10 protein-coding genes are annotated in these 11,681 nt (G+C 67.8%); 7 read left to right on the top strand and 3 right to left on the bottom strand.

Annotation, left to right across the window (positions count from 1 at the left end; all coding sequences use genetic code 11):
* Nucleotides 1-364 precede the first annotated feature (364 nt).
* Nucleotides 365-1,066, bottom strand: coding sequence for a SurA N-terminal domain-containing protein (locus AAF604_15885; GenBank protein ID MEM7051149.1), 702 nt, complete (start codon nt 1,064-1,066; stop codon nt 365-367).
* 131 nt (nt 1,067-1,197) lie between these two features.
* Here AAF604_15885 and rsmI point away from each other — a divergent pair, with 131 nt between their 5' ends.
* Nucleotides 1,198-1,893 (top strand): 16S rRNA (cytidine(1402)-2'-O)-methyltransferase, encoded by a 696-nt coding sequence (gene rsmI, locus AAF604_15880; GenBank protein MEM7051148.1) that lies wholly within the window; start codon nt 1,198-1,200, stop codon nt 1,891-1,893.
* Nucleotides 1,894-1,895: 2 nt separating this feature from the next.
* The gene (locus tag AAF604_15875; protein ID MEM7051147.1) at nt 1,896-2,801 is read left to right on the top strand and encodes a hypothetical protein; all 906 of its coding nucleotides are present in this window, start codon (nt 1,896-1,898) and stop codon (nt 2,799-2,801) included.
* Here the strand turns inward: AAF604_15875 and mnmA are convergent.
* The gene (gene mnmA, locus AAF604_15870; protein MEM7051146.1) at nt 2,739-3,941 is read right to left on the bottom strand and encodes a tRNA 2-thiouridine(34) synthase MnmA; all 1,203 of its coding nucleotides are present in this window, start codon (nt 3,939-3,941) and stop codon (nt 2,739-2,741) included. The two genes, AAF604_15875 and mnmA, sit on opposite strands and share 63 nt — an antisense overlap.
* Nucleotides 3,938-5,110: a cysteine desulfurase family protein gene (locus AAF604_15865; protein MEM7051145.1), complete on the bottom strand. Its 1,173-nt coding sequence runs from the start codon at nt 5,108-5,110 to the stop codon at nt 3,938-3,940. The genes mnmA and AAF604_15865 overlap by 4 nt, the downstream gene beginning before the upstream one ends.
* A 73-nt stretch (nt 5,111-5,183) precedes the next feature.
* Between AAF604_15865 and AAF604_15860 the strand changes: the two genes are divergently transcribed.
* From AAF604_15860 to AAF604_15840, 5 genes are all read left to right on the top strand, one after another.
* Nucleotides 5,184-7,712 (top strand): VWA domain-containing protein, encoded by a 2,529-nt coding sequence (locus tag AAF604_15860; GenBank protein ID MEM7051144.1) that lies wholly within the window; start codon nt 5,184-5,186, stop codon nt 7,710-7,712.
* Between the two features lie 68 nt (nt 7,713-7,780).
* Nucleotides 7,781-8,719, top strand: a complete 939-nt coding sequence (locus tag AAF604_15855; protein MEM7051143.1) for a SelL-related redox protein — start codon at nt 7,781-7,783, stop codon at nt 8,717-8,719.
* Nucleotides 8,716-9,213, top strand: a complete 498-nt coding sequence (locus AAF604_15850) for an SRPBCC family protein (GenBank protein MEM7051142.1) — start codon at nt 8,716-8,718, stop codon at nt 9,211-9,213. Before AAF604_15855 ends, AAF604_15850 begins: the two co-directional genes overlap by 4 nt.
* 346 nt (nt 9,214-9,559) lie before the next feature.
* Nucleotides 9,560-11,104 carry a hypothetical protein gene (locus AAF604_15845; protein ID MEM7051141.1) on the top strand — a complete coding sequence of 515 codons (1,545 nt, stop codon included), beginning with the start codon at nt 9,560-9,562 and terminating at the stop codon, nt 11,102-11,104.
* The gene (locus AAF604_15840; protein MEM7051140.1) at nt 11,101-11,676 is read left to right on the top strand and encodes a class I SAM-dependent methyltransferase; all 576 of its coding nucleotides are present in this window, start codon (nt 11,101-11,103) and stop codon (nt 11,674-11,676) included. Before AAF604_15845 ends, AAF604_15840 begins: the two co-directional genes overlap by 4 nt.
* Nucleotides 11,677-11,681: the final 5 nt, after the last annotated feature.

Below are 11,681 nucleotides of genomic sequence, written 5' to 3'. Positions count from 1 at the left end.
GGGCGGTGGCAACGGCCGCTGACGCGACCACTGCCACCGCGATTAAACTGCCTGCTGAGAAAGAGAAATCTCTAGGCTGATAACCGTCTACAAGATCGGGGCAGGTCCACTCAGCCCCCTCGCCGGGCGCCGCTGAAACAAACAGCTCGCAGCGCTGAAAAAGTCTTGACTCGGCGCATCTTTGGTCCTCAAGAGTTCCCGAGCCCGAGGGGCGAGGCGGCGGCGAAAGCCGCCGAGGTCGGGGGTGAAGGCGCACGACATGTGCGTGCGCCTGAGGGGGGCGCCTTTAGCCCCCCTGGCCGGGCGCCCCTGAAACAAACAGCAGGCGCTGAATAAGTCGCCATGCGACTTTTTCAGCAGCCTGCTAGTCGACTCGATCGACCACCGGGGGCAGCTCCCGCGGCTCGTCGTAAAAGACGGAGACGTCGGCGTTGTTGCGCAGCTCTTCGGTCCAGCGCACGATCTCCTCGTTGAGCTGGGATTCGCGCAGCACGCGCCGCAGATCCTCCCGCACGTCGTCGAGAGGGGGCACCTCTTGCCCTTGGGCGGTCACGCTCGGCGCAAACACATTGTCGTAGTAGCGGCGAATTTCGTCGAGATCGACGAACACCTGGGCCCCCAGGCGCTCCTCGACATAGGTCAGGACGGCGAGCTGCTTGGCGACCAGCTGGCGTAGCTCGGCCTCGCTGAAGCCGACGGCGGCGAGGCGACGATCGAACTCCTCCTCGGACTCGAAGCGCCCACGAATCTCCGCCACCTGCTCTTCGATCACCGCCACCGGCGCCTGCTCGAAGCCAAACCGCTCGACCGCCTGGGAGCGCAGCCGCTCTTCCACCAGCTGGTCGAGGACCCGACGCCGCAACGCGTCCTCGCTCTCGCCCTCCTGCACCGCCACCAAACCGAGGCCGATGAGCTCCTCGATCTCGGACCACAGAATGGGCTCCGAATCGACCATCGCGACGACGCGATCGAGCAGCTCTTCGCCGCCCTGGGCGCTGGCCGAAGGCAGCACCAAGGAAGAGAAAATAAGGGCTACCGCCAGCAAGAGGACCGACCTTTTCGACATGAATCGCATGCTAGCAGGCTGCTGAAAAAGCCGCGAGGCGACTTATTCAGCGCCTGCTGTTTGTTGTCTTCCCGGGATCGGTCGCAGGTTGCCGATGAGTTTTTCAGCACCCTGCTAGCATCATCGCCCTCATGACCAACCAGGGCAAGGGCCGGCTCGTGATCGTTCCGACTCCCATCGGCAACCTCGAGGACCTCACGCCGCGGGCTCAGCGAGAGCTCGCCGAAGCCGATCTCGTCGCCTGTGAAGACACCCGCCACAGCGGCAAGCTGATCGCCCATCTCGGTCTCGAGAAGGACCTGGTGTCGCTCCACGAGCACAACGAGCGCCAGCGCCTCCCCCGCCTCCTCGAGCGCCTGGCGGCGGGCGACACCGTCGCCCTGGTGAGCGATGCCGGCACCCCTCTGCTGTCGGACCCGGGTTACGTCCTCGCCCGCGAAGCGGTCCACCATGGGCACCGACTCGAATCCCTGCCGGGACCTTCGGCGATTCTCACCGCCCTGACGGTCTCGGCCTTGCCACCGCACCCCTTCACCTTCGCCGGCTTCCCGCCGCCCAAGTCCGGCAAACGCCAGAACTTCTACCGCCGCTTCGCCGACCTCGGTCACACGGTGCTGTTCTTCGAATCGCCGCGCCGGCTGCTCGCCAGCCTGCGCGACGCCCGCGAAGTGCTCGGTGATCGCCCGGCGGCGGTCGCTCGGGAGCTCACCAAGGTGCACGAAGAGGTGCTGCGCGGCAGCCTGAGCGAGCTCATCGAGCAGCTCGACGAACGCCAGGCGATCAAGGGAGAGATCGTCTTGCTGATCGGCCCCCCTCCCAAGCGCTAGCCGTGTCGGTCCGGAAGCGCTGGCCCTCGACCGAAACCCTCCTCGGCGCGCCGCCGAGCGCGATCCGTCCATTCTTCCTGGAGGTCGCCCGGCGCCAGGCGGCGAGCCGTCAGCCGGCCGACCTGATGCGGCAGTGGGCGCAGGACCCGTTTGTCGCCCCCAGCGCGCACGACCAGCGCGTTCTGCACCGCCTCGACGGCCTGGCGCTGGCAGCGGCACCGGAGTTCTCGGCCCTGCAGCTGTCGCCGGTCGCTCCGCTGGGGGTGTGCTCCGTTGTCGCCCCGACTTCGCAGGACCGCACCCTCACGGCCCAGCGCGGCACCGAGGTGGTTTCCGACCCGACCAATGTCCTGGCGGTCGAATGCGCCCGGCGCCTGCGCCTCGAGCCACAGCAACGAGTCCGCCTGTGCTGCAGCCACCAGACCTTGCGGGCCCAGGCGCTGCCGGACGAACCGGGCTACTCGCAACACTTTCGCCTTTTCGTGCTCGCCCAGGGTGGCCGAGGGCTACCCGAGGATGGCTTCGAAACCCGCGCCTTCGTCGAGCACGCCCAGGTCTTCGACCGCCTGTTCGACCACGCCAGCACCGAGCTCGGCTGCCGCTTCGAAGATCGCCAGGCGCAGCTCCTCGTCGCCAACGGACAGGAGACTCTCGGTGAGCGCGTCGCCACCGTCGTCCGGCAGGCACTACCCGATGTGGATTTGCAGCAGAATGAGCTGACCGCGAGCTACTACGACGGCATTCGCCTACTCTTCGGAGCCCGGTCGCCGCGCACCGGCCAGCTCGTTCTGCTGGCCGACACCGGTCGCTTCGACTGGCTGGCCCAGCTCAACGCCAACCGCAAGCTACGCTTCGTGGCCAGCGGGCTGGGCCTGCAGCTCCTCGACAGCCTGTTCCGGGATTCCTAGCTGCCGCCGAGTCGGCACCGCGGACTGGATCCAGCAGCCGCCGAGAACCTGCGAGCCGCGATAGAAGACCGCCGCCTGGCCGGGAGCGACGCCGCGCTGAGGCTCGGCGAACTCGACCCGCGCCCGACCGTCTTCGAGCGGCTCGATGCGCGCCGCAACGCCGCCATGGCGCGAGCGAATCCGGACCGTCGCCTCGACCGCCGCCCGGCCGTCCGCCGGCGGCGTGATCCAGTGCAGGCGCTCGCCTTCGAGGCCGCCGGCCAGCAGCTCGGCGTCATCCCCCACCACTACCCGGTTGCGCGCCGCATCGATCTCGACGACGTAGAGCCGGCGATCGGCGGCGATGCCGAGACCCCGCCGCTGACCGACGGTGTAGCGGTAGTAGGGCTCTCCCTGACCGAGCACCTGACCTTCACGATCCACCAGCGTCGCCGGCTCGCCGGCGGAGACGATGGGCAGCAACGAGCGCCTCTCGCCTCCCTCCACTCGCGCCTTGCGGCCCTCGAGCTCGCTCTCGACGAAGTCGCGGATCGTGCCGGAGACGAAGCAGATCTCCATGCTCTCGCCCTTGTCCGCCACCACCAGCCGCGCCTCGCGGGCGAGCTCGCGCACCGCGTCCTTCTGCAGCTCACCAAGAGGGAACTCGGAAGCGGCGAGCTGCGCCTGATCGAGCTCGAAGAGAAAGTAGCTTTGATCCTTCGCCGGATCCACGGCGCGATGAAGCTCACGCCCTTCGGGACCGTCAACGATGCGCGCATAGTGGCCGGTGGCGACGCGGCCGGCACCGAAGGTGCGCGCCCGGGCCAAGAGCAGGTCGAACTTGACCCAGGTGTTGCAGCTCACGCAAGGGCTCGGCGTGCGCCCGGCGAGGTAGTCGTCGACGAACGGGTCGACGACGTTCTCGCGGAACTCGTCGTCCATGCGCAAGGTGTAGTGGGGAATCCCCACCTGCTCGGCCACCCGCCGCGCATCGCCGAGGTCGAGGGCGCCGCAGCAGCGACCATTGCGACTCGGCTTGTCCGACTCGTCCCACAGCAGCATCGAGAGGCCGACCACCGGCTGCTGGCGACGCGCCAGCAACAAGGCCGCCACCGACGAATCGAGGCCGCCACTCATGGCGACGGCGGTCAGCGCGCTCATCGCCGCCTCCCGGAGCGCACCGCCGTTTCCGCCTGGCGCAGGTCGCCGACGACCGCCCCCAGGGTGGCGAGAAAACGATCAACCTCTTCGACGGTGTTGGGCACTCCGAAGCTCACCCGCAGGGTCGACAGGGCGAGCTCCGGCGAGATCCCCATCGCCAGCAGCGCTCGACTGGGTTCCACCACGCCGGAGGAGCAAGCCGATCCGGTCGAAACGGCGAAGCCGGCGAGATCGAGACGGATCATCAAAGCCTGGCCCTCGACGCCGGCGAAGGCGACGCTCGAGGTGTTGGGAAGACGCGGCGAGTCGCCACAGTGGACGACGCTGTCGGCGATGGCCTGCAGGCCGGCCTCGAAGCGATCGCGCAGGCTGGCGAGATGGTTGTAGCGCTCTTCGACCCCCGCCGCCGCCCGCGCCGCCGCCGCCCCCAACCCGACCAAGGCCGGAACATTGGGCGTGCTGGCGCGGCGATGGCGCTCCTGGCCGCCGCCTACCAGGTAGGGCGGCACCTCCACGCCATCGCGAATCCACAACGCCGCGGCGCCCAGCGGCCCGTGGAACTTGTGGCCGCCGAGGGTCAGGAAATCGATCCCCAGATCCTGCGGGTGAACCGGAATCTTGCCCACCGCCTGCACCGCGTCGCAGAGCACCGGAATGCCGCGGTCGCGGCACACCGCCGCCACCTCCGCCACCGGCTGCAGGGTGCCGACCTCGTTGTGGGCCAGCATCAGGCAGACTAGACGGGTTTCGTCATCGAGGGCGGCCACCACCTCGGAGGCCAGCACCACGCCGTCCGCCGACGGCGGGACCCGCACCACCTCCATGCCCTCGCTTTCGAGGCGGTCCGCGGCAGCCTTGACGGAGGGATGCTCGAGAGCCGAGATCACCAACCGTCCGCGATTGCCGGCAGCCGCCGCCAGGCCGAAGATGACACCGTTGTTGGCTTCCGTGCCGGAGGCCGTGAAGACCACCTCGAGGGCCGGCACTCCGAGCAGGTCGGCGACCCGCTCGCGAGCCTCTTCGACCGCCTCGCGAGCCTGCCGGCCCCAGTGGTGCACGGACGACGGATTACCGTGCTGATCGCGCAGCCAGGGCACCATCGCCTCGAACACGATCGGATCGAGGGGTGTGGTGGCGTTGTGGTCGAGATAGACGAACTCGGCGCTCATGGGAGCCGTATTCTATAGGTCGGGAGCTCGACGGGCATATGATGCCCTTCGCAACCTGCTGGGAGAACACATCATGCGATACCTGACCTGCGGAATCCTCCTCGCTTTGTTCGCCGCCCTGCCGGTGGCCGCCAAGCAAACCTACAAGAACAGCGAAGGGGAGTACCGCAAGACGACCCGGGCGACGATCGAGCAACTGCCGGAGAAGTACCGCGCCTGGATGCGCGAGGTCGAGCTGATCATCACCGACGACGAGGTCGGCGCCTTTCTCGAGATCGAGAAGGACTACCAGCGGGACGCTTTCATCGTGCGCTTCTGGCGCATTCGCGACCGCTTCCCGGACACCGCTCGCAACGAGTACAAGGAAAACTGGGAGAGACGCCTCGAGGAAGCCAAGAGCCGCTACGCGGATCTCAACGAGGACCGTGCCCGCTTCCTGCTGCTGAACGGCTTCCCGCACAGCTTTCTCGAGTTCCGCTGCTCGGGCCTCAACCCGATCGAGGTTTGGTTCTACGACACCACCGAGCAGATCCGGCGCCGCGCCTTCCTGATCTTCTACCGCCCCGGCGGCATCAGCCGCTATCGCCTCTGGCGCGGCCGCTTCGACGGCATCGGCGCCCTCCTCGACACCATCTCCGTTTCCGGTGGCGACATTCGCGGCCTGCAGGACATCGCCAACAAGTGTCGCGACGGCGAGGCCCTGGTCGCCGCCATCGGCTTCGCCCTCAACGACCCGATCGGCTTCGAGCAGCTGGTCGCCAAGATGACCGTCGACTCCACCGGTCCGAGCGACGAGTGGATCGCCACCTTCAACACTTACTCGACGGACGTTCCGGAAGGCGCCGAGACCCTTCCGGTGAAGCTCGATTTCGCCTACCCCGGCCGGCGCCAGAGTCGCACCGCGGTGCAGGCGGCGATGACCATCGCCCGCCAGGACGCCGGCACCTCGGAGCTCGCCGACTACCGCTCCTACAACTTCCTGGTCACCGGCGAGGTGCTGCAGGGGGAGCAACTCTTCGACAACTTCCGCTACAAGTTCGACTTCCCGGTCGGCGAGGTGGCGACGGAGAACATCCCGATCGTCCTCGAGCGCTTTCTGCGGCCCGGCGAGTACCGCATGATCCTCAAGCTCGAGGACGTCAACGGCAAGCGCTTCTTCCGCACCGACCAACCGTTGACGGTGCCGCGCATCGAGAAGGGCCTGCCGCCGCCACCGCCGAGCGATCCCGAGACCGCCCGCCTGCTGGCCGAGGCCAACGCCGCCATCGCCGCCGGCGAGACCACCTTGAAGCTGGTGCCGCCGCAGGGCGACCTGGTCACCGGCTACGTGCGCTTCGACACCCTCGCCACCGGCGACACCTTCGCCGCCGTCTCCTTCGCCCTCGACGGCCAGGTGGTGCTGACCAAGAAGCGTCCGCCCTTCAGCGTCGACCTCGACCTCGGCCAGCTGCCGCGCTCGCGCACCCTGGTGGCCATGGGCCTCGACGACAACGGCGAAGAGCTGGCGCGCGACGAGATCCTGATCAACGCCAACGACAATCGCTTCGCCGTCGACCTGGTGGAGCCGCGCAAGGGCAAGACCTACAGCCAGAGCCTGCGTGCCATCGCGGCGATCTCGATCCCCGAAGGCCTGGAGGCCGAGCGGGTCGAGTTCTTCCTCAACGAGACCCGCCTCGCGACCCTCTACCAGGAGCCCTTCGAGGTCAACATCGTGCTCCCCGAGAGCGAGGCCCTGGCCTACGTGCGGGCCGTCGCCTTCCTCCCCGACGGCAACTCCACCGAGGATCTGGTGTTCGTCAACGCTCCCGAGTACCTGGAGGAGATCGACGTCCAGTTCGTCGAGCTCTACACCACCGTCCTCGACCGCAACGGCCGACCCGTCGAAGGCCTCACCCAGGAGCAGTTCAGCGTCACCGAGGACGGCCAGGCGCAGCAGATCGCGCGCTTCGAGAAGGTCGAGAACCTGCCGATTCACGCCACCCTGCTGCTCGACATCTCGCAGTCCATGGACGAGAGCCTGGAAGACGCCAAGGGTGCCGCCCTCGGCTTCTTCGAGCAGGCCATCCAGCCCAAGGACCGCGCCGCCTTCATCACCTTCAACGACCGCCCCGAGCTGCGGGTCAAGTTCTCGAACGACGTCAACAACCTCGCCGGCGGCTTGGCCGGCCTCAAGGCGGAGCGCGGCACGGCGCTTTACGACAGCGTCATCTTCAGCCTCTACTACTTCAACGGCATCCGCGGCCAGCGCGCCCTGCTGGTGTTCTCCGACGGCAAGGACGAGGCCAGCCGCTTCTCCTTCGAGGACACCCTCGACTTCACCCGCCGCGCTGGCGTCACCATCTACACCATCGCCCTGCGCGACGACGCCGCCCACAAGAAGCTGGTCAAGCTCTCCCAGGCGACCGGCGGCCAGAGCTTCCTGATCTCGGACATCAGCGAGCTCGAAGGGGTCTACGACATCATCCAGCAGGAGCTGCGCTCGAAGTACCTGATCGCCTATCAGTCCAACAACACCAGCGACAGCCGCGACTTCCGCAGCGTCGAGCTGAAGGTGACGCCGCGCGGCCTCGAGGCCAAGACGATTCAGGGGTACTACCCCTAAAGACATCCAATCGCCGCAGGCCGACGAAGACAGCTGACGAGGGCCTCCCGAAGGACGCCCGCCAAGTCATGCCTTCTTCCAACCCAACATGGATGCGCCGGGTCCTGCTGCTGGCCGCCGCCTACAACCTGCTCTGGGGCGCGTGGGTGGTGCTGTGGCCGCAGCAGCTCTTCCAGTGGCTGTCGATGGAGCCGCCGCTCTACCCCGGCATCTGGCAGTGCGTCGGCATGATCGTCGGCGTCTACGGCATCGGCTACGGCATCGCCGCCCGCGATCCTTTCCGTCACTGGCCGATCGTCTTGGTCGGCTTCCTCGGCAAGATCTTCGGCCCGATCGGTTTTCTCGCCGCCGCCCTCGAAGGCGAGCTGCCCTGGGCCTTCGGGCTCACCCTGCCGACCAACGACCTGGTGTGGTGGGCGCCCTTCGCGATCATCCTGTGGTCTGCCTTCCGCCACGGCCAGCGCCGCACCGGCGCCACCCTCGACCTCGACGAGCTCCTCGCCGTGTCGCGCACCTCCCACGGTCCGACCACCGCCGAGCTGTCGCACCAACGGCCGGTGCTGATGGTGCTGCTGCGCCACTTCGGCTGCACCTTCTGCCGCCAGACCCTGGCCGACCTCGCAGAGCGCCGCGCCGCCCTCGACGGCGGCGGCGTGACCATCGTTCTGGTGCACCAATCGACGGACAACCGCGCCGCCGAGCACTTCGCTCGCTACCAGCTCGACGACCTGCCGCGCATCAGCGACCCGGACTGCTCCTTCTACCGCGCCGCCCGCCTGCCCCGCGGCACCTTCGGGCAGCTCTTCGGCAGGCGCGTCTGGTGGCAGGGATTCCGCGCCGCCATCTTCGGCGGCCACGGCATCGGCCGACTCGAGGGCGACGGCTTTCAGATGCCCGGCGCCTTCCTCGTCCACCGCGGCCAAGTCACCGCCATGCAGCGGTACCATTCCGCCGCCGACCGCCCCGACCTCCTGACTTTCACCGAGAAACACAGGCCCGCGAAATGACCTTCAACGCCCCGCCGATCGAGATCGAACGTCACGGCAGCACCTACACCCTCACCACCGAGCAGTGGCTACCGCGTTCCCTCGACGAGCTCTTTCCGTTCTACGCCGACGCCTACAACCTCGAGCGCATCACGCCGCCCATCCTGCGCTTCCGAGTGATCACGCCGCGGCCGATCGAGATGAAGGCCGGTGCCCTGATCGACTACCGCCTGCGGCTGCGCGGCCTGCCGATCCGCTGGCGCACCCGCATCGCCGCCTGGGAGCCGCCCTACCGCTTCTTCGACGAGCAGATTCGCGGACCGTATCGCCTGTGGTACCACCAGCACACCTTTGAGGAGCGCGACGGCGGCACCCTGGTGCGCGACCAGGTGGACTACCGCATGCTCTTCGGGCGCCTCGCCCATCCCCTGATCGTCGGCCGCGACGTGCGCCGCATCTTCGCCTTCCGCAGCCAGGCCCTGGCCGAGATCTTCGGCCGAGACGCCGCCGCCTGAGGCCGCTGAAAAAGTCGCGCGGCGCCTTATCCAGCGCCTGCTGTTTGTTTCAGGGGCGCCCGGCCAGGGGGGCTAAAGGCGTCCCCCTCAGGCGCACGCACATGTCGTGCGCCTTCACCCCCGTCCTCAGCGGCTCTGCCGCTGCCTCGCCCCTTGGGCTCGGAAGCCCTTGAGGACCAACGATGCCAAGAGTCGATAGTTTTGAGCAGCCTGCTAGCAGGCTGGGCTGGGAGCCCCTTGCGGACCGAAACTCAGCGATCCTGGACTTCAGCGACCTGCTCGCCAACCCCGCTGGCGCGCTCCGGGGAGAAGCCGGCGCCATGTTAGTCTCGCGCCGCTTCTCACCATGTCCGCACGCGCGAAAATTGCCCTCGGCTTCTTCCTGCTGACGGCCGCCGTCTACATTCTGACGGCGCCGGGACGGATCGACAGCATCGATGGACAGTTCCGCTACGACGTCACCCAGAGCTTGATCTCGGTCGGCGAGACGGTGATTCGGGATCCCTGGTTGTGGGGTGTGCCGGGCCTCGACGACAAGCTCTACTCCTACTACAACGCGGCGCCTTCCCTGGTCGCGATTCCGCTGGTGTGGGCCGGCGGGCTGACCGACGATCCCCTGGCCGAGCGGCGACGGTTTCTGTTCTCCCTGACGACCGCCTTCTTCGGCGCCGCCACCGCCGCCGTCATGCTGATTTTCCTCACCGACTTGGCGGTGCCCCTGCGCAAGGCGACCCTGTGGACCGGCGTCCACTCTTTCGCCACCATCGCGTGGCCCGCCGCCACCTCGGTGCTCGATCAGGTCCAGCACGGCTTCTGGGTGCTGCTCGCCGCCTGGCTCGGCTTTCGCGCCGCCCGGGGAGCCCTCAGCCACGCCATTCCCTATGGCGCCGGCGCCTGCATCGCCGGCGCCGTGCTGATCAACTACCAGCCCCACTTCACCCTCCTGATCGCCCCCCTGGCGCTGATCGCCTGGACCGCCTCCACCGCCGAGACCGCGAGACCGCGCTGGCAGATCGCCGGCCTGATCCTGCTGGCGGCCCCCATGGGCTTGGGCTGGAGCTTCTACTACAACGAGATTCGCTTCGGCACCCCGTTCTACTTCGACAAGCTCGACATCGGGGTCAACCAGCCGCCACTCTTCGGCTCGCCGATCGAAGGGCTCATCGGCCTCCTGGTCAGTCCCGGCAAGAGCATCTTCCTGTACAGCCCGGTGGTCCTTCTGGCGCTGCTCGGTTGGAACGCCCTGCGACGCCGCTGGCCGATGGTCGCTTGGTGCGCGGCCGCGGTCATGGGGGTGCAGCTTCTCTTCACCTCCTGCCTGGCTTTCTTCCACGGCGACTGGTGCTGGGGGCCACGCTACCTGGCCGTCACCCTGCCGCTCTTCGGCTTGGCGATGGCCTTCGGCGACTACAGCGCCTGGCGCAAACCCCTGGCCACCGGTTTGATCGGCGTCGGCCTGGTCATCCAGCTCCTCGGCTTGACCACGGTCCACGAGCGCTACTTCTTCGAACGGGGCTTGCCGCCCTTCTTCTGGTGGCCGCAGCAGGGCTTCTACCTCGAGCACTCGCCGCTGCTGGCCCGCCCGGGTGAGGTCTGGCAGATTCTCACTGAAGGGGTGCCCGACGACACGGAGCAGTTCTCGCCGACGCCGCACCCGAGGCTGCGCACCTACTTCATCGCCGGGTCCAACCCATCGCACATGGCCCCCACCTGGATGCGCCAGTTCGAGGTCTTCTACCGCTTCCGGCCCTGGACCTTCTGGAGCCTCAGCGTGCCTCGCCAGGACCGACCGGTGCCCTACCTGCCGAGCGTCGCGCTGCTCCTCGCCCTCGGTGCCGGAGGTGGCCTTCTGCTGCGTCGTGGGCTCCTCGAGCCGGAGGCCGTCCCTTGAACGCCTACCGGCAGAGGGTTCTCGAACATCTTCGCCGCGTCCTAGGCCCGATCGCCCCGGTCCCTCGCGCCCTCGACTTCGGCAGCGGCGACGGCTGGTTCGCCCAGCAGCTCACGGCCGAAGGCCTGATCACCGAGGTCGTTCCGGTCGACGTTCAGCGACGCAGCCAACACTTCGTCGAGCCCCAGCTCTACGACGGCGAGCGCCTGCCCTTCGAAGACCGCTCCTTCGACCTCGTCTATGCCGTCGACGTCCTGCACCACACGCCGGACCCACCGACCAGCCTGCGCGACTTGCTGCGCTGCAGTCGTTCCGCCTTCGTGTTGAAAGACCACAACCACCAGAGCTGGCTCGGCAAGCTCACCCTCTCGTTGCTCGACGAGGCCGGCAATCGCCGCTTCGGCGTGCCCTCCCTCTACCACTACCAGCGGCGCTGGGACTGGCTGCCGGTGATCGCAGAAGCGGGCTTTCACCAGGACGAGCTGGATTCGAAGATCGTCTGCGAAGAGCGCCCCGGCCTGTCGCTGTTCGTCAACAAGTTCCAGTTCATCGGCCGCTGGACGCGGGCCTAGCCCAA

It is taken from the genome of Acidobacteriota bacterium (assembly GCA_039028635.1).
Lineage (GTDB): Bacteria > Acidobacteriota > Thermoanaerobaculia > Multivoradales > JBCCEF01 > JBCCEF01.
The sequence above is the reverse complement of the archived record's forward strand: the minus strand, read 5'-3'. Positions and strand labels throughout refer to the sequence as shown.

Excerpts from the sequence above, each read along its gene's own strand:
- AAF604_15885 (MEM7051149.1), bottom strand. The coding sequence starts at position 1,066 with ATGTCGAAAAGGTCGGTCCTCTTGCTGGCGGTAGCCCTTATTTTCTCT.
- rsmI (MEM7051148.1), top strand. The coding sequence starts at position 1,198 with ATGACCAACCAGGGCAAGGGCCGGCTCGTGATCGTTCCGACTCCCATC.
- mnmA (MEM7051146.1), bottom strand. The coding sequence starts at position 3,941 with ATGAGCGCGCTGACCGCCGTCGCCATGAGTGGCGGCCTCGATTCGTCG.
- AAF604_15865 (MEM7051145.1), bottom strand. The coding sequence starts at position 5,110 with ATGAGCGCCGAGTTCGTCTATCTCGACCACAACGCCACCACACCCCTC.
- AAF604_15860 (MEM7051144.1), top strand. The coding sequence starts at position 5,184 with ATGCGATACCTGACCTGCGGAATCCTCCTCGCTTTGTTCGCCGCCCTG.
- AAF604_15855 (MEM7051143.1), top strand. The coding sequence starts at position 7,781 with ATGCCTTCTTCCAACCCAACATGGATGCGCCGGGTCCTGCTGCTGGCC.
- AAF604_15850 (MEM7051142.1), top strand. The coding sequence starts at position 8,716 with ATGACCTTCAACGCCCCGCCGATCGAGATCGAACGTCACGGCAGCACC.
- AAF604_15845 (MEM7051141.1), top strand. The coding sequence starts at position 9,560 with ATGTCCGCACGCGCGAAAATTGCCCTCGGCTTCTTCCTGCTGACGGCC.